Source organism: Thioclava sp. F34-6 (assembly GCF_002213235.1).
In the GTDB taxonomy this organism is placed as follows: Bacteria; Pseudomonadota; Alphaproteobacteria; order Rhodobacterales; family Rhodobacteraceae; genus Thioclava; species Thioclava nitratireducens.
The window spans coordinates 473,416-493,256 of sequence record NZ_NBOA01000003.1 but is presented as its reverse complement, the minus strand read 5'-3'; the positions used below and the strand labels follow the sequence as shown (position 1 = coordinate 493,256).

Genomic DNA, 19,841 nt, shown 5'->3' with positions numbered 1-19,841 from the left:
AGAGTTCGAGTCATTTGTTCGCGCTTTGTTCTTTTTAGGTCTCGCGGGATGCGGAGTCGAGTCCGTCTGGTGTCGGCATCGCGATCAGGCGGTCGCGATCGCGCCCTCGACGAAGGCGATCAGGCGCGGCAGGCAATGGGTGCGCAGATCGTAACGCTCGCACATATGGGCGCGGGCTGCCTCTCGCATCGGGGCGAATTTTTGCGCGGTAGCCAGCCCTTCGGCCAGCGCCTTCGACCAACCGGGAATATCGAAGAAATCCACCAGCCGCCCGGTCTGCCCGTCGGTGATCACCTCGCGCACCGGCGCGGTATCCGAGGCCACGATCGCACATCCGGCAGCCATCGATTCCATCAGCGACCAGCTGAGCACGAAGGGATAGGTCAGATAGGCATGGGTGCGACTGACATGGAGCATGTCGACGTAATCGCCGTAAGGGATGCGACCCAGAAAATGCACGCGGTTCATATCCAGCCGGTCGCGCACCTCGCCCAGGAATTTCTGTTTCCAGCTTCTGGCATCCTTCGGCGGGCCGCCATAGCTTTGCCCCTCCTCGCCCACGATCAGCACATGCGCCTCGGGCCGCGCCGTAAGCACATCGGGCAGCGCGCGCATGAAGGAGTGATAGCCGCGATAGGGCTCGAGCGAGCGGTTCACGAAGGTCAGAACCTCGTCGCCGGGGCGGAAGGTGAGCGTGGTTTCCGGCACGGTGAAACGCGCCTGCGGGTTCGGCGCGAGCCGCGCGCAGTCCACCCCGTCATGGCAGATGGTGAGCTTGGCGCGCAGCTCCGGCGGGAAGGTCTCGGCCTGAAACTCGGTCGGGGCAAGCCCCGCATCGGCCTGTACCATCGACTGGACCAGATGGGCCGAGCGCGCGGTGGTGGAGATCCGGGTCTCGAGGCCGGGCTTCTGGAATTCCGCGTCGAAATCGGTGTCCATCCCGGTCGTGCGATACATCAGCTCGGCATAGACCAGCAGTTTCGCCTCGGGCCAGACCTCGCGCAGGAACAGCGTCTCGCCCCAGCCGGAATGGCCGAAGATCACGTCCGGCACATAGCCGTGCCTGTCGCGCAGCTGCCGGGCGGCAAGCGCGACCTTTGCCCCGCGCGCGGCGCTTTCGGCGTAAAGGCGCGTGAGCCGCGAGGACATCTCGACCGGCTCGGGCTTGCGGTATTTCACCACCTTCACCGGCGAGGGGCGCTGGTTCGTCTCGACCGTCAGAGCCAGAACGTCATGCCCGCGCGCGGCCAGAGCCGGTGCCAGATGTACGAACTGGCCCGGGAAGTTCTGGTGAACGAAGAGGATCTTCATGCAATCTCGGGGGTCAGCGAACTCTCCCCCAAAGCGGCCACCATCAGCTGGCGCGTATAGGCGGTCTGCGGATTGGCGAAGACCTCCGCCGCGTTGCCCGCCTCGACGACGTCGCCGCGCTTCATCACCATGATCTTGTGGCTGAGCGCGCGCACCACCCGCAGGTCGTGACTGATGAACAGATAGGCAAGCCCGTGGCGCTTCTGCAGGTCGCGCAGCAAGTCCACGATCTGCACCTGCACCGTCATGTCGAGCGCGGAGGTCGGCTCGTCCAGCACCACCACCTTGGGGCGCAGGATCATCGCGCGGGCGATGGCGATCCGCTGGCGCTGCCCGCCCGAGAATTCATGCGGGTAGCGCTCCATCATCGATGGATCGAGCCCGGTTTCCTCCATGATCTCGGCCACCATCTCGCGGCGGTTGCGGCCCGGCTCGACGCCGTGGACGGTCAGACCTTCGCCGATGATCTGCTCTACCGTCATACGCGGCGAGAGCGAGCCGAAGGGATCCTGGAACACGATCTGCATGTCGCGGCGCAGCGCGCGCAGCTTGTTCGCCTGCCAGCTGGAGATGTCCTGGTTCTCGTAGATGATCGGCCCTTCGGAGGGAATGAGCCGCATGATCGCGAGCGCGAGCGTGGTCTTGCCCGAGCCGGATTCGCCCACGATGCCCAGCGTCTCCCCTGCCCTCACCGAAAGCGAGGCGTCGTTGACCGCCTTCACGTGACCGATGGTCTTGCGCAGCAAACCGCGCTGGATCGGGAACCAGATTTTCAGATGCTCGGTCCGCACCAGTTCGGGCGCGTTCTCGGGCACCGGTTCGGCGCGGCCGGTGGGTTCGGCCTCCAGCAACTTCTTCGTATAGGGGTGCTTGGGATTGGCGAAGATGTCTTCGGTCTTCCCCTGCTCCACGATCTCGCCATGCTGCATGACGCAGACCCGGTCCGCGATGCGGCGCACCACACCGAGGTCGTGGCTGATGAACAGAAGGCTCATCCCCATGTCGCGTTTCAGATCGGCCAGCAGTTCGAGGATCTGCGCCTGAATCGTCACGTCGAGCGCGGTCGTGGGTTCGTCCGCGATCAGCAGGTCCGGCCCATTGGCGAGCGCCATCGCGATCATCACGCGCTGGCGCTGCCCGCCCGAAAGCTGGTGCGGATAGTCCTGCAGCCGGTCCGCCGGGTTCTGGATGCCGACCTTATCGAGCAGATCGATGATGCGTTTCTTGGCCTGCTCGCCGGTCACGCCCTGGTGTAGCGCGAGGCTTTCGCCGATCTGCTTTTCCAGCGTGTGCAGCGGATTGAGCGAGGTCATCGGCTCCTGAAAGATGAAGCTGATATCGTTGCCGCGCACCCGCATCAGTTCACGTTCCGAGGCGCCGACCATCTCGCGACCCTCGTAGCGGATCGAGCCTTCGACCTTGGAATTGCCGCCGACCAGCGCCACGGTCGAGAGCGCGGTCACGGATTTGCCCGAACCGGACTCGCCCACCAGCGCGACGGTCTCGCCCGCGTTCACGGTGAAGCTCACGCCTTTCACGGCCGGGGTGAATTTGCCCTCGGAGCTGAAGGCGACCTTCAGGTTTTCGACCTCGAGAACCGGTTTCATCGGAACACCTTTCTGGGATCGAACGCGTCACGGATGCCCTCGAAGACGAAGACCAGAAGCGAGAGCATGATGGCGAAGGTGAAGAAGGCCGAGAAGGCCAGCCACGGCGCTTGCAGGTGCTGCTTGCCTTGCAGCGCAAGCTCCCCAAGCGACGGCGCGGAGGACGGCAGGCCGTAACCCAGATAGTCGAGCGAGGCGAGCGCACCGATCGCGCCGGTGATGACGAAGGGCAGCATGGTCAGCGTGGCCACCATCGCATTGGGCAGGATGTGGCGGAACATGATCACCCGGTCCGACACGCCGAGCGCCCGAGCAGCGCGGACATATTCGAAATTGCGCGCGCGCAGGAACTCGGCCCGGACGACGCCGACCAGCGCGGGCCAGCCGAAGAGGATCGAGACCATGACAAGCAGCCAGAAACTTCGGCCCAGGATCGCGAAGAGGATGATGATGACGTAGAGCGCGGGCGTGGAGGACCAGATCTCCAGAATACGCTGGAAGAACAGGTCCACCTTGCCACCGAAATAGCCCTGCACGGCGCCCGCCGCGATCCCGATGATCGAGCCGATCCCGGTCACGATCAGCGCGAACAGCACCGAGGTGCGGAAGCCGTAGATCACCCGCGCCAGCACGTCGCGCGCGGTGTCATCCGTGCCCAGCCAGTGATCGGCATCGGGGGCCGAGGGCGCGGTGCCCACATCGTTGATCGTGTTGTAGCTGTAGGGGATCGGCGGCCACAGGAGCCAGCCCTTCTCGATCTTCTCACCATCGACCTCACCCGTCTTCAGCGCCTCGTTGGCGAAAGCCTTCGGGTCGTCCGCGTCGAAGCAACCCTCGGTGCCGCCGGTCTCGATCAGGCATTGCACGGTCGGGTCGCGATAGATCGCCTCGGTGCGGAAATCGCCACCGAAGGCGGTCTCGGGGTAGAAGTTGTAGATCGGGAAATACAGCTCGCCGCGATAGCTGACGACAATGGGTTTGTCGTTCGCGATGAACTCCGCGAACATCGAGGCCACGAACAGGATCGCGAAGATGATCGCCGACCAGAAGGCGCGGCGATTGGCCTTGAAGTTGCGCCAGCGGCGTTGGTTGAGAGGAGACAATGCCATCAGCCGGACCTCTTCTCGAAATCGATCCGCGGGTCAACGAACACATACATCATGTCGGAGATGATGTTCACGACGAGCGAGATCAGCCCGAACATGTAGAGCGTGCCGAAGATTACCGGGTAGTCGCGCTCCACTGCCGCCTGGAAGCCCAGCAGCCCCAGACCGTCGAGCGAGAAGATCGTCTCCACGATGATCGAGGCACCGAAGAAGATGCCGAGGAACTGCGCCGGGAAGCCTGCGATCACGATCAGCATCGCGTTGCGGAAGACGTGCCCGTAGAGCACCTTCTTCTCGGCCAAGCCCTTGGCGCGGGCGGTCATCACGTATTGCTTGTTGATCTCGTCGAGGAAGGAGTTCTTCGTCAGCAGCGTCATGGTCGCGAAGCTCGCGATCGTCGTCGCCGTCACCGGCAGCGCGATGTGCCACAGGTAATCGAGCGCCTTGCCGATCATCGAGAGCTGGTCGAAATTGTCCGATGTCAGACCACGCAGCGGGAATATCTTGAAATAGCTGCCACCCGCGAACAGCACCATCAGCATCACCGCGAACAGGAACCCCGGGATCGCGTAGCCCACGATGATCGCACCGGAGGTCCAAGTATCGAACGGGGTGCCATCGCGCACCGCTTTGCGGATGCCCAGCGGGATCGAAATGATATAGGCGAGGATCGTCGACCACAGGCCCAGCGTGATCGAGACCGGCATCTTGTCGATCACGAGGTTCACGACGCTCTCGTTGCGGAAGAAACTGTTGCCGAAATCGAAGGTCAGGTAGCCCTTCATCATGATCGCGAAGCGCTGCCAGGCCGGGATCTTCTCCTTGTGGCAGGCCGGGTCCGCCAGATCGGGCGTGCCGGTGAACCCGTCATCGCAGACGATCCGCGCGAAGCCCATCTGCACTTCGAGCTGATTGAGCAGCTCCGGAGAGATGCCGCGCGCCCCCTGATAGCCGCTATCCTCGACGCCGCCCTGGTTCTGCGTGCCCGCATCCCCACCGCCCGAGATGTTGCGCATCGAATCCGCCTCGCCCTGAACGCGGGCAATGACCTGTTCGATCGGCCCGCCGGGGACGAATTGCGTCAGCGTGAAGTTGATGATCATGATTCCCAGCAAGGTGGGGATCACCATCAGCAATCGCCGCAGGATATAGGCGCCCATGTCCGGCCCTCTGCTCGTTTATCGGCGGTCGCTCAGAGTGCGCCGCTCGCTTTCAGTTTCTTGGCCTTGTCGGCGTCATACCACCAGAAATCCAGTTCTCCCAGAGCGTAGGGCGGCAGTTTTTCCGGGTGATCGTACATGTCGTAATAGGCGACCGTGTAGGTGGGCTTGAACCACTGCGGCACCCAGAAGCGCAGGGCGCGCAGGCTGCGGTCCAGCGCATGGACACGCGGCAACAGCTCTTCTTCTGTATTCGCCTCTTCGACCATGCGGATCATCTTGTCGATCGCCGGGTTCTTCAGCCCCATCGCGTTGAACACGTCATCGGTCGAGCCCGAGCCGAAATACTGCTGCAGGTTCGAGCCGGGGATTTCGTCCTGCCCCAGATGGGTGGTGATCATGTCGAAGTCGTGGCTGCGACGGCGGTTTTCATACTCGCTGTCGTCGACGCGGTCCATTCTGGCATCGATGCCGAGCGCGCGCAGGTTCTGCACATAAGGGTTGATGACGCGGTCGAAGGTCTGGCTGTCGTTGAGGATCGCGACGGTCAGCTTCTCGCCCTTGTCGTTGCGGCGCATCCCGTCGTCGCCGACGGTCCAGCCCGCCTCTTCGAGCAGCTTCGCCGCCTTGCGCATGTTCTTGCGGTCGAGTTGGCGCTTGCCCGAGACCGGCTGGATCACCGCGTCGTCGGTCAGGATGCCGTCAGGCAGATCCTTGGCGAGCGGTTCGAGGATTTTCTTCTCCTCCGCCGAGGGCTTGCCCTGCGCCTGCAGCTTGGAGTTTTCCCAGAAGCTCTCGACCCGATCATAGAGCCCGTAGAAAAGCGTGTCGTTCGACCACTCGAAGTTGAAGACGAGACCGAGCGCCTCGCGGACGCGGATATCCTCGAATTTCGGCTCGCGCAGATTGATCGCGAAACCCTGCCCAGAGGCGATGTTGCCGTTGGGCAGTTCCGCCTTCACGACCTCGCCCGACTGCATCGCCGGGAAGTCGTAGGCGGTGGCCCAGATGATCGAACTCGCTTCGTTGCGGAAGGTGTAGGTGCCCGATTTGAAGCCCTCGAAGGCCGACTGGTAATCGCCGAAATACTCGACGCGGATCTTGTCGAAGTTGGAGCGGCCCTTGTTGATCGGAAGGTCCTTGCCCCAATAGTCGGGATTCCGCTTCCAGGTGATCGCGCGATTGCTTTTGACGCTGTCGAACATGTAGGGGCCCGAGCCGATGAAGGGCACCGGCGAGGTCTGCGACAGGTCGATGTTCTCCTTTTCGAACTGCGCCTTGGAGAAGATCGGCAGCGACGCAACCGATTGGATGATATCGCGGCGCGGGTAATCGGGCTGGAAGTCGAAACGGATGTGCTTGTCGTCGATCGCCTTAGCGGATTTGACCTGCTGGGCGATCACCGCACGGAAAGAGCTCAGCCCCTTGTCGCGCAGCTGCTCGTAGGAGAAGACCACATCCTGCGCAGTCAGCGGCGTGCCGTCGGAGAACTTGATCCCGTCGCGCAGGGTGAAGGTGACCCAATCCTTGCTCGGCGGATATTCGAGGCTTTTACAGAGCAGGCAGTAAAGCTCGCCAACCGTGTCGGCGGTACCTTCCATCAACGACTCCAGCGGCACCGAGGACAGTGCGCCCGCTCGGCCCTGGATCGAATAGGGATTGTAGTTGTCGAAGCCGCCCGGCGCCCATTCCGAAATTTCCCCGCCCTTGGGCGCATCCGGATTGACGTAGTCGAGATGGGCGTAATCGGCGGGATACTTCAGATGCCCCAGCGTCGCGATCCCGTAGGAGGTGATCGTGTCGCTGCCCTGGGTGCTATCCTGTGCATGTGCGCCGAAGGCCAGCCCCGCCCAGATCAGACCCGCTGCCACCAGCCCGCTCAGCGCGCGCGGCGCCACCTGCGTCCAATCCAGATCGATCGCTTTACTCGCCACTCGCGCTTTTGCCATGCACTCCTGCTCCCTGCTCCAAAGCGTTTTCGCGTCTGCCTAGCTAAAAGCCTTAGCGCGCAGGGAGCAAGTTACGAATCTGTAAAGCACGGCGGGAAATGCAAAAGGCCGCCCAAAGAGGCGGCCTTGAGAGATTTCGAGAGGGCTTGCCTCAGTTCGAATGCTCTTGCAGGTAGGCAATCACGTCGTTGCGGTCTTCGGGCTTCTTGAGACCGGCGAAGGACATCTTGTTGCCCGGGATGAAGTCTTTCGGGTTGGTCAGCCACTCGTTGAGCGCTTCGAGCGTCCATTCGCCGCCATGGCTCTTGAGCGCGTCCGAATAGGAGTAATCCGCGACCGAAGCGATCGGGCGACCGACCACACCGTCGAGATGCGGGCCGACACCGTTCTTGCCTTCGAGCGAATGGCAGGCCTTGCACTTGCCAAAGATCTTCTCGCCCTTGGCGGCATCGCCGGTGCCCAGTTCGACCTGTGCGACTTGCTCTTCCTTCGCGGCGCCATCGCCTTCTTCCGGCGCGGCCAGTAGATCGCCGGGCGCTGCGGACATCATGTCCTTCATCGCGTGCTCGCTCCCGCCCGAAGCGTCGTGGCTTTCGCCGACGGTGTAGAGCGCGCTCGAGGCCCAGGCCGTAAGCAGGAAGAACAGCAACGCGCCCAAAAACGCGCCCGCCGCCTTGGTGAAGGTCATCGTGTTGAACATGTCTCGTCCCTGATATGCGTCGTCGTCCCGCGCATCTATCCGCACAGGGCCCTTTAGATCAAGCGAACTTTACCAGATGTGATCGGATTTCCGAAGAGTGACCGGAGGATGACGCGGCGTGAGCTCTCTGCGCCCCGGCTCTTCCCTTCCGCGCAGGCACGGGCTAGGCAGGGGCGCGAGACGAGATCAGTGCGGGGGGATTGCCCATGAGCAGCCAAGGACAAACGCCGAGAACCGGACGGATCGCTTTTCAGGGCGAGTTGGGCGCGTATTCGCATCAGGCTTGCCGCGACGCGCGTCCGGACCTCGAGCCGGTCCCTTGCCGCACCTTCGAGGACGTGATCGCCTCGGTGAAGAAAGGCGACGCCGATCTCGCGATGCTGCCGGTGGAGAACTCCACCTACGGGCGGGTGGCCGACATTCACCGCCTGCTGCCGGAATCGGGGCTGCATATCCTCGACGAGGCCTTCGTGCGCGTGCATATCAGCCTGATGGCCCTGCCCGGCGTGGAGATCGAGGAGCTGGAAAAGGTCCGCGCGCATCTGGTGCTTCTGCCGCAGGCGGCAAGCTTCCTCGCGCGCTACGGGATCCGGGGCGAGGCCGCCGCCGACAGTGCGGGCGCGGCCGCCGAACTCGTGCAGGCGCAGACCCGCAGCGTCGGCGTGCTGGCCTCCGACATGGCCGCCGAAACTTATGGCCTCAACATCCTCGCCCGGCATATCGAGGATCACGCGCATAACACCACGCGCTTCCTGATAATGGGCACCGAGCCCGACACCCGCCCGCGCGGCGAGAAGATGATGACCACTTTCGTCTTCCGGGTGCGCAACATCCCGGCAGCCCTCTACAAGGCAATGGGCGGGTTCGCGACCAATGGCGTGAACATGACCAAGCTCGAAAGCTACATGGTCGGCGGGCACTTCACCGCGACGCAGTTCTACGCCGATGTCGAAGGCCATCCCGACGATCCGGCGCTGGCGCGCGCGCTCGAGGAACTGGATTACTTCACCAGTTATCTGGAAATTCTGGGCGTCTACCCGGCCGCACCGGAACGCAAGAGCTGAGGGGGCCGGGCGTCAGGCGATCTTCTCGTGCTGACGCTCGATATCCTGCGCGAATTGCTCGATCCGTTCCTTGAAGCGGCGTTCGAGGTTGCCCTTGCCGAGCTTGGCCGACTGGATCATCAGCCGCGCGCCGAGACTGCGCGGCTTCAACTCCAGCCCCACCTGCAACCGCGTCCGGGTTCGCGACAGATCCGTGAGATCGAAATCCATCACCGCCTCGAAACTGTTCGAAACGCCCTCGTAGACGATCAGTTCCGGCACTTCGAAACGCTTCACATCGGTGATCATCTGGCGCTGCTTGCCACGAAAACGGAAACCGATATCCCAGGACATGCCTGCGCCCGGTTCGTTCAGCGTATCGAGCCGTTTCAGCGTGATCCCGCGGCGCATCGCCACCCGCTCGAAGCTCCCGAAATCCGCAAGCCGTCCGAAGACGAAACCGGCGGGCGCGGAAATATCGGTGCGGGTCGACAATTTCATGAGACGAATTCCTCGGATCAGCAGTCAGGGCACCGGGGAGCGGCGCGCCGTGCGCGGCAAACTGGCCTCATTCCAGCCGATCTGCAAGCCACTCGCGCATCAGCCAACCGGCGATCGCGCCCTGGCGTGGCGCGGAGATCTCAGGGTCGCGCCCAGCCACAACCTGCAGCAGACGCTCCCGGTTGATCCAGCGTGCATCGGCGATCTCAACCGGGTCGATGGTGATCTCGGTGGTCGTCGCCACGCCGCGACACCCCAGCATCAAAGAGGCCGGGAACGGCCACGGCTGCGAAGCGACGAGAGAGACCTCCCCCACCTCGACGCCGCTTTCCTCGAACACCTCGCGGCGCACGGCGGCCTCGACCGTCTCTCCCGGCTCCATGAAGCCCGCGAGGCAGGAATACATCGTCTCGGGCCAATGCGGGCCGCGCCCCAGCAGGAGCCGGTTGCCGTCCGTGATCAGCATGATCACGACCGGGTCGGTCCGCGGGAAATGGTGCCGCTCACAAACCGGGCAGCGCCGATGCCACCCCGCTTGCTCCGGCTCGCTTTCGGCGCCGCAGGTGGAGCAGAAACGATGCGTCCGGTGCCATTCCACGAGCCCGCGCGCGGTGGCGGCGATCTCCGCCTCGACCGGGCTCAGAAACCCCATCCGGCCACGCAGCTCGGCGAAGACGATATCGTCGGGCAGATCGGGATGGCGCTGCTCGGAGGCGTCGAAGAATGCCGCCCCGTCGGGTCGTTCACCCTCGGGCTCGAAAGCCGAGACATCGCGGGAAAACAGAGCACACCCGTCGTGGCACCCGAGGAAAATCTCCGGTCCCGGCATCGCCTCGAGCGCCGCCTCGCCCGCGCGCAGAAGGTGCAGCCCTTCGGGCCCGAACAGCGGACGCCCGCGCCAAAGCGCAACCACCCGCGCCGCTTCGCCTGCGCGCAGCTCCGCGAGCCGCTCTGCATCGCCCCGCAGATGGGCCGCCCGCTCGAGCGCACCCGGCGCTTCCGCAAAGGCCAGCCCCCGCGGATCGAGCACGCGTCCTTGAGACAACCGGGCGGGTTGAGAAATCGGCGGTAGCGCGTCGGCGAGGGAATCGGGCGGCATGAAAAACTCCTGCGGATCGCCCTACCCATGCCACGGGCCGCCAGCCGGAGACCAGTGCCGATCAGGTGACGCGCAAGCCAGAGCCGCCACGTGCCCGGACCTCGCAAACGCGTTACGTCAATTTAAAACTTGGCAAACGACCGACCTCTACTCTAGCTTGCGTGTGGGACACACGACCGCCAAGGGGCGGCATTTAAACGATAAAAGGTCAATTACGGGCCAAGGGGATCACATGGGGAAACTGTCTGACCGGGATTGGCCCGGCCAGTTTTCGGATCAGCGCGTCACACTCGCGCTGAGGGTTCTTGAGACGACTGATTTGCATGGTCAAGCGCGGGGCTACGATTACTTCAATGACCGCCCGGCCCCGCGCAGAGGCTTGGCAGCGCTGGCCTCGGAGATTGCGCAAGCGCGCAGCGAAGCCCCGAACTGCCTGCTGTTCGATTGCGGCGACTTCCTTCAAGGCACGCCCCTGACCCAGCTCTGGAGCGAGCCGGGAGAGACGGCGGACAGCCACGACGGCGAAAATCCGATGATCGCGGCAATGAACGCTTTGGGCTACGACGCGGCCGCGCTTGGAAATCACGAATTCGATTTCGGGCTGGCGTCGCTCGAGCGCGCTCTGGAAACCGCGGATTTTCCCACCGTCTGCGCCAATCTGCATGCCTCGTCGGATACGCCGATCCGGCCTTGGGCGATGATCGAACGCCGCTTTGCCGACAGTCACGGTACCGAGCGACATCTGCGGGTCGCGGTGATTGGCGTGCTGCCGCCGCCCAGCCTTGCGTGGCTCGAGACGCGACCCGAGGCCGAGCTTTCGACCTCCTCACTTCTGGAGGCGATGAAGGCGCAGCTGCGTCTGATCCGTGCAGCCGGGGCCGATCTGGTCGTCGCCCTCGCCCATACGGGGATTTCTCCGCTGCCGCTGGATCAGAACGCGCCGCAAGGCTCGGCCCCCGCCGCCGAGCGGGCGGCAGTCACGATCGCGCAGCTCGACGGGATCGACATCGTGCTGGCTGGGCATGAGCACCTGCGCTTTCCCGATCCTTCCCGTCCGAGTTTCGCGGGGATCGATCCGGTTCTGGGCACGCTTCACGGCAAGCCCGCGCTCAACGCCGGGGCCGGCGGGACGCATCTGGGAGTGCTCGATCTCGTTCTGGAAAAACGGAAGGAAGGCTGGGCACTCGCGGCGCACCGGGCGGAGTTGCGCCCAGCGCAGGGCGAGAGCGGGCCGGACAGCGCGGCCGTGCTTGCCTCCTCGGCCCGCGCCCATCGCCGCACGCTCGATCACATCCGCCGCCCCATCGGCACCACCGCGGAGCCGCTGCACAGCTATTTCACCCAGATCGCGCCGGACCGGACACTCGCCCTGACCATCGCGGCGAAACGGCGATATGCCCGCGAAAAGCTCGCTGGACGCCCCGAAGCGGACCTGCCCCTACTCGGCGCTGCGTCGAGCTTCAAATCGGGCGGTACGGCAGGCTCTGCGCATTTCATCGACATCCCTGCCGGCCCGCTGCGGATGAGCCATCTCGACGACATCTACCTGTTCAACAACATGGTCGCCGCGGTCGAACTCAGTGGCGCGGAGCTGCGCGACTGGCTCGAACAGGCGGTCTCGATCTACAAACAGCAGCGCGCCGACGGGCGGTTGCGGATGCTCTGCGATTTCGCCTTCGCGAGTTACCATTTCGACGTGATCGCGGGGATCACCTACGAGATCGACCTGTCGCAGCCACCGCGCTTCCGCCCGGATGGCAGGCTGAACACGGCCGCACGGGGACGCATCCGCGACCTGCGCCACGAGGGTGCCCGCGTCAGTGATACAGACCGGTTCATCGTCGTGAGCAACGATTTCCGCCTCTCCGGCGGCGGCGGGTTCAAGCAGCGGGGTCGCCCCGTCTCCCTCGCTCCCGAGCCGATGCGCGTGCGCGACCTGCTGCTGCAGGAAATCGATGCGCAGCAAGGACCGCTCCGCATCGACGCGCCGCCGATCTGGCGGTTCGCTCCCCTGCCCGGCGCGCGCGCCTTGTATCATACGGGCCCCGGCGCATCGGCCTACCTGTCGGAGCTCGCGCAAGTCGGATTGCAAGCCGAACCCGGACCGGTCGATGCGAACGGGTTCCTTCCACTCGAGATCGCCCTCTGAGGGCGCGCCGATGTAGCGCCCAATTTTCTTGCATTTGCGCAGCACCCCGCACAAAACTTAATCACGGAACCGTGAGCGCCTCGCCTGCTCGCATGGCGCGCGCGGTTTGAGTTTACCCCCGCTCACCGCCGGTCAGGATCGGGGCGAAAACGGATTAACGGAGTGAGGGATATCATGCTGCACATCAAACCGGGGCTTTTCGCGGCGCTCGCGCTCGGCCTCTCGGCCACGCTGGCACAGGCCGAAACCAAGATGCCTTTCGCGCTGGACTGGAAATTCGAAGGCCCCTCGGCGCCCTATTTCCTCGCTATCGACGAGGGGTTCTACGGCGAGGCCGGGCTGGAGGTCGAAATCTCCGAGGGCAAGGGCTCGCTCGACGCGATCCCGAAAGTGGCAACCGGCGCCTATCCGGTGGGCTTCGCCGATATCAACTCACTGATGAAATTCCTCGACCAGAACCCCGGCGCGCCCGTCACCGCCGTGATGATGGTTTATGACAAGCCGCCCTTCGCGGTGGTCGGCCGCAAGTCGCAGGGCGTGAACGAGCCCAAAGACCTCGAAGGCAAAGTGCTGGGCGCGCCGCCCCCGGATGGCGCCTGGGCACAGTTCCCGATCTTCGCCAAGGAAGCCAGCCTCGACATGGACAAGATCAAGGTCGAACCGGTCGGCTTCCCCACGCGCGAGCCGATGCTGGCCGAGGGCAAGGTCGATGCAGTCACCGGCTTCTCCTTCTCCTCGACGCTCAATCTCAAGCGTCTGGGCGTGGGCATGGAGGACCAGTCGGTGCTGCTGATGGCCGATTACGGCGTGGCGCTTTACGGCAACGCGATCATCGTGAACACGGATTACGCGAAGGCGCATCCCGAAGAGATTACCGGCTTCATCAAGGCGACCGCCGAGGGCTGGAAAGCCGCTATCTCTGATCCGGGCAAGGCGATCGACGCGCTTCTCAAGCGCAACCCAGCCGCCGACAAGGATCTGGAGACCGAGCGACTTCAAATGGCAATCGATGCCAATGTCCTGACCGATTACGTCAAGGAAAATGGCATGGGTGGGATCGACGCGGACCGGATGGCCACCGCGATCGAGCAGACGAAAACCGTCTACGAGTTCCAGAACGCGCCCGATGCGGCTCTCTATTTCGACAGCGCGTACCTGCCCGACGCGGCAGAGCGGAAGATCGACTGATCCGACATCCTTCAGGGGCGGGCGCCGCGGATGCACCTGCCCCTATTCTCTGCCTTCTCGCGCCGGACCCTCATGGAAAATCTCATCGACATTCGCGGCGTGACCCACGCCTATCAAACCAAGCATGGCCCCCTGCCCGTGCTCGACCAACTGGACATCCGCGTACCGCAGGGCGAGTTCTGCGCCGTGGTCGGCCCCTCAGGCTGCGGCAAATCCACCCTCACTCGTCTGGTGGCGGGGCTGATGAAACCCGACCGCGGCGAGGTCTGGCTTCATGGCGAGAAGGTCACCAGCCCGCGCAAGACCGTCGGCATGGCGTTCCAGAACCCGGTGATGCTGGAATGGCGCTCGATTATCGAGAACGTGATGCTGCCTCTGGAGATCGTGGCTCCGGGCATGGCGAAATCCGAGAAGGCCGCGCGCGCCGAGCACTTGCTGGAGATGGTGGGCCTGAAGGGGTTCGAGACCAAGCGCCCGTCGGAACTGTCCGGTGGGATGCGCCAGCGCGCCTCGCTCTGTCGCGCCATCGTGCACAAGCCGGATGTGCTGATCATGGACGAGCCCTTTGGCGCGCTCGACAATTTCACCCGCGAGGATCTGTGGCAGACGATGCGCGAACTGCGCGCCGCCGAGCCTTTCACCGCCGTTCTGATCACCCATGACCTGCGCGAGAGCGTGTTCCTCGGCGATCAGGCCATCGTCCTCTCGGGCCGCCCGGCGCATACGCAATATGTGCTGGATGTGGACCTGCCGAAGGATCGCACGATCGACGTTCTCTACGAGCCGAAAGCCGTCGAGATGCTGCATCTCCTGCGCGACCAAATCCGGATCGCGCAGGGCCGCGACGCGGGGGTACACTGATGGACGCCAAGAAAATCTTCACCCCGATCCTGTCGATCGTCGCTTTCCTCGCGATCTGGGAATTCATCGTCTGGGCGAATGGCTGGCCGAACTACGTCATGGCCTCGCCGTCGGACCTGCCCGCCGCCTATATGCGCTACTGGAGCCTGTTCCTGGTCGATAGCTGGCAGACGCTATGGCGGACGGTAGCAGGGCTTGCGATCTCGATCGTGTTTGGCACCTTCCTCGGCATGCTCATGGGCTTTTCGCGCACCGCGCGCGATGCACTTTATCCGCTTCTGGTGGGCTTCAACGCGGTGCCGAAGGCGACAGTCGTGCCGGTGCTGGCGCTGCTGTTCATCGGCGCGCATGACTTCAACACCGTGCTTATGGCCTTCATGATCTCCTTCTTCCCGATCGCCGTGTCAGTAGGGATCGGCCTGTCCACGCTGGAGCCCGAATATCGCGATATCCTCGGCGCGCTGGGGGCCTCGAAATTCACCATCTTCCGCAAGATCGCCCTGCCCAAAACCCTGCCCGAGTTCTTCGGCGCGTTGAAAGTCTCGGTGACGCTGGCCTTCATCGGCACCAACCTCGTCGAGATCATCTCGCCCCACGGCAAGGGCCTCGGCGCGCTGTTCCTGTCGGGCCAGACCAACGGGGATTACCCGCTGATGTTCGCAGTGCTGATCGCCTTGGCCTTCCTCGGGATCCTTCTCTACTACGCCGTCGTCGCGCTGGAGAAGATCTTCGCAGGCTGGGCTGAGCGGCAACCGGGTTAAGGGGCTCTGCCCCCTCGGGCTTCGCCCTCACCCCCGGGATATTTTCGCCAAGGCGAAGGAGGTGCCGCTCCGCCATCCGACAAAGAAAACCGCCCGCACGAGAGAAACGTGCGGGCGGTTTTGCGTTTCAGGTCAGTGACCGGATCAGGTCTTGAAGATCCGGTAGATCGCCGGGATCACGAGCACCGTCAGCAGGGTCGAGCTGAGCAGGCCGAACAAGAGCGAGATCGCGAGACCCTGGAAGATCGGGTCGGCCAAGATCACCACCGCACCGATCATCGCCGCGATCGCGGTCAGCAGGATCGGCTTGAAGCGGATGGCCCCCGCCTCGATCAGCACCTCGGTCGGCGATTTGCCCTCGTGGCTGCCGTGGCGGATGAAGTCCACCAGCAGGATCGAGTTGCGCACGATGATCCCCGCCAGCGCGATGAAACCGATCATCGACGTGGCCGAGAACGGCGCGTGGAAGATCCAGTGGCCGAGCATGATCCCGAGGAAGGTCAGCGGCACCGGGGTCAGGATCACCAGCGGCAGGCGGAACGAGCCGAACTGCGCGACGACAAGGATGTAGATCCCCAGAAGCGCCACGGCGAAGGCCGCGCCCATGTCGCGGAAGGTCACCCAGGTCACCTCCCATTCGCCGTCCCACAGGAGCGTCACATGGCTTTCGTCCTGCGGCTGGCCATGCAGCGATACGACAGGCTTCTCGCCTTTCGGCCAATCCATGTTGTTGATTGCGTCATCGACGGCAAGCATCCCGTAGAGCGGAGCCTCGAACTTGCCGGCGAGTTCCGCGGTGACCATCTCGGCCTCGCGCCCGTTATGGCGGAAGATCGGATAGGACGCCTTCTCCTTGTCCACGCTGACCACGTCGCCAAGCTCCACGACGCCGCGCGCGCCGGGCAGGACGTTGGCCGGGATCGGCGTCGAGAGCGTTTCCTCGTTCATCACCTTGTTCGATTTCGAACGCTCCATCACGATCGGGATCGGCTGGCGCTCCTGCCCGCGATGGGAATAGCCCACGGTGGTCGAACCGTTCAGCATCCCGAGCGTGTCCCAGACATCGCCTTCGGAGACCGAATAGAACTCCAGATCGTCGGAATTGACCGTGGCGCGCAGCTTGTCGGGCTGGATGCCGAAGCTGTTATCCACGTCGACGATATAGGGCACCTGCTTGAAGGCGTCCTCGATCCGGCGGGCCGCGTCACGGCGCGCCTCGGGCGTGGGGCCATAGACCTCGGCCAGAAGCGTCGCGATCACCGGCGGACCGGGCGGCGGTTCGACCGTCTTCAGGCTCGCGCCTTCGGGCAGCTTGATCGCCTTGATCTTGTCGCGGATCTCCAGAGCGATCTCGTGGCTGGTGCGATCGCGTTCCCCTTTCGGCGCGAGTTGAAGTTCGACATCGCCCTGATTGGGCTGCGCACGCAGGTAGTAGTGGCGCACGAGCCCGTTGAAGTTGAACGGCGCGGAGGTACCCGCATGGGTCTGCACCGAGAGCACCTCGGGCAGTTTGGTCACGATCTCGGCCACCTGCTGGGCGACCGCATCCGTACCCTCGACCGAGGTGCCCGCAGGCATATCGACCACGACCGAGAGTTCGGACTTGTTGTCGAAGGGCAGCAGCTTCACCGTGACATGCTTGGTGTAGAGAAGCCCCAGCGAGCCGAAGGACAGCACCGACACCACCAGCAGGAACAGCCCCGAGCGCGCTTTCGTTTTCAGGATCGGGCGCGCCACGGCGCTGTACATCCGGCCGAGCCTGCCGCCCGCATGTTCACCGCCATAGGTGTCGTCATCGCCGTGATGGCCATGCAGCTGCGCCTTGCCCGCGACCTTCACCATCAGCCACGGGGTGATGATCACCGCCACGAAGAACGAGAAGATCATCGCCGCCGAGGCCACCGCCGGGATGGGCGACATGTAAGGCCCCATCAGCCCCGACACGAACAGCATCGGCAGCAGCGCGGCCACAACGGTCAGGGTCGCGACAATGGTCGGGTTGCCTACTTCGGCCACGGCCTCGATCGCCTTGGTCACGCGCGAGCCCGGCGTCTTCATCGCCCAGTGTCGCGCGATATTCTCGATCACCACGATGGCGTCATCGACGAGGATACCGATCGCGAAGATGAGCGCGAAAAGCGACACGCGGTTGAGGGTGAAGCCCATGATATAGGCGGCAAACAGCGTCAGCAGGATCGTCACCGGGATGACCACCGCCACCACGATGGATTCGCGCCAGCCGATCGCCAGCAGCACGAGGCCCACGATCGAGATCGTCGCGAGGCCAAGGTGGAACAGCAGCTCGTTTGCCTTCTCGTTCGCTGTCTCGCCATAGTCGCGGGTGACCTTCACCTCGACATTGTCGGGGATCAGCTGGCCGTGCAGCTCGTGGATGCGGTCGAGGATATGCTCGGCCACGACCACGGCGTTGGATCCCGCCCGCTTGGCGATGGCGAGGGTGACGGCCGGCGTGCGCTCGATCTTGCCGTCCGCGTCGCGCTGGACGTTCGAGACGATATGATCCGAGGCATCGGGCACGTAGGAGACCTTCGCGACATCGGCGACATAGACGGGGCGATTGTCGCGGGTGGTCAGCAGGAGCCCCGCGATCTCGGAAGGCGCGGTCAGCGTCTCGCCAGCCGAGAGGCTGATCTGCTTGCCCTCATGGCGGATATTTCCGGTGTTGAAAGCGCGGTTCGCCTGCGTGACCTTGTTCGACAGCTGCTGCAGCGTGACCCCGTAGAGCGCGAGCTTGTCGGGCTCGGGCTCGATACGGATCTCGCTCGTTGCGTCGCCCACCAGATAGGTCAGGCCGACATTCTCGATTTTCGTGACCTCGGTCTGCAATTCGCGCGCGACGCGGGTGAGTTCATCGCTGTCGACCTGCGCGCCGTCCTTGCCGGTCAGCGTCAGCGAGACGATCGCCACATCGTCGATCCCGCGACCCACGATCACCGGATCGGGGATACCCTTTGGGATCCTGTCCATGTTGGCGCGGACTTTTTCATGCACGCGCAGGATGGCGGCATCCGAAGAGGTGCCGACCTTGAAGCGCGCCATCACCAGCGAATAGTCGTCCTGAGTGCGCGAATAGACGTGTTCGACCTCGTTGATTCCCTGCACGATGGTTTCCATCGGCTCGGTCACCAGCTTCATCGCGTCCTGCGCCTTCAGACCCGGGGCCTGCAGGTGGATATCCACCATCGGCACGGAGATCTGCGGCTCTTCCTCGCGCGGCAGAGAGATCAGCGCGACCAGACCGACCGCCACGGCGGCGAGGATCATCAGCGGCGTCAGCGCCGAGCGGATGAAGGATTTCGTCAGACCGCCCGCGATACCCAGCTTGCCGTGGATTTCGTCGTCCTCGGGCATCTCCGGCCCGGTGCCTTGGTTATTGCTCATCGTTCGGCACCACCGTGTCGCCGGCGTTCAGACCGGTAAGAACTTCGACCATGTCCTTGCCATCGCTCGTGACATGCACCCCCGGCACGACCGTACGCAGATAGGTGCCCCCCTCTTCCTTCACGCGGACAAAATCGAGCCCCGTGCGGTTGAAGACGTATCCCTGCGGCACGAGAAGCGCCTCTCGCTCGCCCATCGGCAGCTTCACCAGAAGCCGCGCGCCGACGAAGCGCGAATCCAGATCGGGTACTTCCACATCGGCCTGCACCCGGCCACCCTCGATCTCGGGGTAAATCTTGGCGAGCTTGCCCTCGATCTCCTTCCCGTCGGGATCGGTGATCAGGATCGTGTCGCCGGTGTGCAGCGTGTCGGCGTGGCGCTCGGGGATCGACAGACGCAGGAAAAACCCGCCGCCGCCGATCGTCGCGATCGTCTCGCCGCCCATGATGACGGCATCCTTGGTGACCGGAACGGTCACGACCTTGCCGTCGATCGGCGCCGTAACGGTGCCGAATTCCTGCTGCTGCTCATAGACCTTGCGCTGCGCTTTCTGCGCCGCGATCTGGCCCTCGTAGACATTCACCTGCGTCTGCAACTGATCGACATTCTGCGAAGTCGACACGCCGCGGGCCTGCAATTCCTGCCCGCGCTTGAGCTCGGTCTTGGCATTCTCCAGCTGCGCTTCGAGCGCATTGATCTGCGCATCGACCGCGCCGATCTGATAATCGAGCGTCTGGTCGGTGATCTTGCCGATCTCCTGACCGGCTTTCACCTCGTCGCCCTCGGTCACGTCCAGCGCGGTGATCGTGCCGGAAATCCGTGCACGGGCCGCGATCGTGTTCTTCGCCTCGACCTGCCCATAGACAGATTTCCAATCGGTCACGACCTGCGGTTCGACCGTGATCGCCCCGTCCTGCGCCAGCGCGATTCCCGGCAGGATCAACGCGGCGAATGCCAATGGCAGAAGCTTCAACGTCATCTCGGGTTCCCTTCCCTTACCGGCG

At 63.9% G+C, this 19,841-nt stretch carries 15 protein-coding genes; 5 read left to right on the top strand and 10 right to left on the bottom strand.

Annotation, left to right across the window (positions count from 1 at the left end):
- Positions 1-84 precede the first annotated feature (84 nt).
- The 6 genes from B6V72_RS08520 to B6V72_RS08495 all read right to left on the bottom strand — a co-directional run bounded on the left by B6V72_RS08520 (position 85) and on the right by B6V72_RS08495 (position 7,833).
- Positions 85-1,311, bottom strand: a complete 1,227-nt coding sequence (locus B6V72_RS08520) for a glycosyltransferase (RefSeq protein ID WP_088735325.1) — start codon at positions 1,309-1,311, stop codon at positions 85-87.
- On the bottom strand, positions 1,308-2,918 hold the full coding sequence (locus B6V72_RS08515; protein WP_088724744.1) for an ABC transporter ATP-binding protein: 1,611 nt from the start codon (positions 2,916-2,918) through the stop codon (positions 1,308-1,310). The genes B6V72_RS08520 and B6V72_RS08515 overlap by 4 nt, the downstream gene beginning before the upstream one ends.
- A complete protein-coding gene (locus tag B6V72_RS08510; protein ID WP_075776049.1) occupies positions 2,915-4,027 on the bottom strand; it encodes an ABC transporter permease in 1,113 nt (370 codons plus the stop codon). The genes B6V72_RS08515 and B6V72_RS08510 overlap by 4 nt, the downstream gene beginning before the upstream one ends.
- Positions 4,027-5,184, bottom strand: a complete 1,158-nt coding sequence (locus tag B6V72_RS08505) for an ABC transporter permease subunit (RefSeq protein WP_075776050.1) — start codon at positions 5,182-5,184, stop codon at positions 4,027-4,029. Before B6V72_RS08505 ends, B6V72_RS08510 begins: the two co-directional genes overlap by 1 nt.
- Before the next feature lie 32 nt (positions 5,185-5,216).
- Positions 5,217-7,133 (bottom strand): extracellular solute-binding protein, encoded by a 1,917-nt coding sequence (locus B6V72_RS08500; protein ID WP_088735324.1) that lies wholly within the window; start codon positions 7,131-7,133, stop codon positions 5,217-5,219.
- Between the two features lie 151 nt (positions 7,134-7,284).
- The gene (locus B6V72_RS08495; RefSeq protein ID WP_075776052.1) at positions 7,285-7,833 is read right to left on the bottom strand and encodes a cytochrome c family protein; all 549 of its coding nucleotides are present in this window, start codon (positions 7,831-7,833) and stop codon (positions 7,285-7,287) included.
- A 206-nt stretch (positions 7,834-8,039) separates the two neighbouring features.
- On the opposite strand from B6V72_RS08495, the gene B6V72_RS08490 reads away from it, so the two are divergent.
- Entirely contained in the window at positions 8,040-8,897 is an 858-nt protein-coding gene (locus B6V72_RS08490; RefSeq protein ID WP_088718994.1) for a prephenate dehydratase, read from the top strand.
- 12 nt (positions 8,898-8,909) lie between these two features.
- Here B6V72_RS08490 and B6V72_RS08485 read toward each other — a convergent pair whose 3' ends face one another.
- Both B6V72_RS08485 and nudC read right to left on the bottom strand, forming a co-directional pair.
- Positions 8,910-9,377: an SRPBCC family protein gene (locus tag B6V72_RS08485; protein WP_075776054.1), complete on the bottom strand. Its 468-nt coding sequence runs from the start codon at positions 9,375-9,377 to the stop codon at positions 8,910-8,912.
- A 67-nt stretch (positions 9,378-9,444) separates the two neighbouring features.
- Positions 9,445-10,476, bottom strand: a complete 1,032-nt coding sequence (gene nudC / locus B6V72_RS08480) for an NAD(+) diphosphatase (protein ID WP_088735323.1) — start codon at positions 10,474-10,476, stop codon at positions 9,445-9,447.
- A 232-nt stretch (positions 10,477-10,708) separates the two neighbouring features.
- Between nudC and B6V72_RS08475 the strand changes: the two genes are divergently transcribed.
- The 4 genes from B6V72_RS08475 (at position 10,709) to B6V72_RS08460 (ending at position 15,435) form a co-directional block, all read left to right on the top strand.
- Complete coding sequence (locus B6V72_RS08475) at positions 10,709-12,625, top strand: 5'-nucleotidase C-terminal domain-containing protein (protein ID WP_168173026.1); 1,917 nt, start codon at positions 10,709-10,711, stop codon at positions 12,623-12,625.
- A 174-nt stretch (positions 12,626-12,799) separates the two neighbouring features.
- On the top strand, positions 12,800-13,813 hold the full coding sequence (locus tag B6V72_RS08470) for an ABC transporter substrate-binding protein (protein ID WP_075776055.1): 1,014 nt from the start codon (positions 12,800-12,802) through the stop codon (positions 13,811-13,813).
- Between the two features lie 72 nt (positions 13,814-13,885).
- Positions 13,886-14,674, top strand: a complete 789-nt coding sequence (locus B6V72_RS08465; protein ID WP_088735369.1) for an ABC transporter ATP-binding protein — start codon at positions 13,886-13,888, stop codon at positions 14,672-14,674.
- Positions 14,674-15,435 (top strand): ABC transporter permease, encoded by a 762-nt coding sequence (locus B6V72_RS08460; protein WP_088735321.1) that lies wholly within the window; start codon positions 14,674-14,676, stop codon positions 15,433-15,435. Before B6V72_RS08465 ends, B6V72_RS08460 begins: the two co-directional genes overlap by 1 nt.
- 144 nt (positions 15,436-15,579) lie before the next feature.
- On the opposite strand, the gene B6V72_RS08455 is transcribed toward B6V72_RS08460, so the two are convergent.
- Both B6V72_RS08455 and B6V72_RS08450 read right to left on the bottom strand, forming a co-directional pair.
- Complete coding sequence (locus B6V72_RS08455; RefSeq protein ID WP_240497705.1) at positions 15,580-18,837, bottom strand: efflux RND transporter permease subunit; 3,258 nt, start codon at positions 18,835-18,837, stop codon at positions 15,580-15,582.
- A complete protein-coding gene (locus B6V72_RS08450) occupies positions 18,827-19,816 on the bottom strand; it encodes an efflux RND transporter periplasmic adaptor subunit (protein ID WP_088719001.1) in 990 nt (329 codons plus the stop codon). Before B6V72_RS08450 ends, B6V72_RS08455 begins: the two co-directional genes overlap by 11 nt.
- Positions 19,817-19,841 lie beyond the last annotated feature (25 nt).

What these genes read in the sequence shown, in the direction of transcription:
- B6V72_RS08465 (WP_088735369.1), top strand. Translation starts at nt 13,886, where the DNA reads ATGGAAAATCTCATCGACATTCGCGGCGTGACCCACGCCTATCAAACC.
- B6V72_RS08495 (WP_075776052.1), bottom strand. Translation starts at nt 7,833, where the DNA reads ATGTTCAACACGATGACCTTCACCAAGGCGGCGGGCGCGTTTTTGGGC.
- nudC (WP_088735323.1), bottom strand. Translation starts at nt 10,476, where the DNA reads ATGCCGCCCGATTCCCTCGCCGACGCGCTACCGCCGATTTCTCAACCC.
- B6V72_RS08460 (WP_088735321.1), top strand. Translation starts at nt 14,674, where the DNA reads ATGGACGCCAAGAAAATCTTCACCCCGATCCTGTCGATCGTCGCTTTC.
- B6V72_RS08515 (WP_088724744.1), bottom strand. Translation starts at nt 2,918, where the DNA reads ATGAAACCGGTTCTCGAGGTCGAAAACCTGAAGGTCGCCTTCAGCTCC.
- B6V72_RS08520 (WP_088735325.1), bottom strand. Translation starts at nt 1,311, where the DNA reads ATGAAGATCCTCTTCGTTCACCAGAACTTCCCGGGCCAGTTCGTACAT.
- B6V72_RS08490 (WP_088718994.1), top strand. Translation starts at nt 8,040, where the DNA reads ATGAGCAGCCAAGGACAAACGCCGAGAACCGGACGGATCGCTTTTCAG.
- B6V72_RS08505 (WP_075776050.1), bottom strand. Translation starts at nt 5,184, where the DNA reads ATGGGCGCCTATATCCTGCGGCGATTGCTGATGGTGATCCCCACCTTG.
- B6V72_RS08510 (WP_075776049.1), bottom strand. Translation starts at nt 4,027, where the DNA reads ATGGCATTGTCTCCTCTCAACCAACGCCGCTGGCGCAACTTCAAGGCC.
- B6V72_RS08470 (WP_075776055.1), top strand. Translation starts at nt 12,800, where the DNA reads ATGCTGCACATCAAACCGGGGCTTTTCGCGGCGCTCGCGCTCGGCCTC.
- B6V72_RS08455 (WP_240497705.1), bottom strand. Translation starts at nt 18,837, where the DNA reads ATGAGCAATAACCAAGGCACCGGGCCGGAGATGCCCGAGGACGACGAA.
- B6V72_RS08500 (WP_088735324.1), bottom strand. Translation starts at nt 7,133, where the DNA reads ATGGCAAAAGCGCGAGTGGCGAGTAAAGCGATCGATCTGGATTGGACG.
- B6V72_RS08485 (WP_075776054.1), bottom strand. Translation starts at nt 9,377, where the DNA reads ATGAAATTGTCGACCCGCACCGATATTTCCGCGCCCGCCGGTTTCGTC.
- B6V72_RS08475 (WP_168173026.1), top strand. Translation starts at nt 10,709, where the DNA reads ATGGGGAAACTGTCTGACCGGGATTGGCCCGGCCAGTTTTCGGATCAG.
- B6V72_RS08450 (WP_088719001.1), bottom strand. Translation starts at nt 19,816, where the DNA reads ATGACGTTGAAGCTTCTGCCATTGGCATTCGCCGCGTTGATCCTGCCG.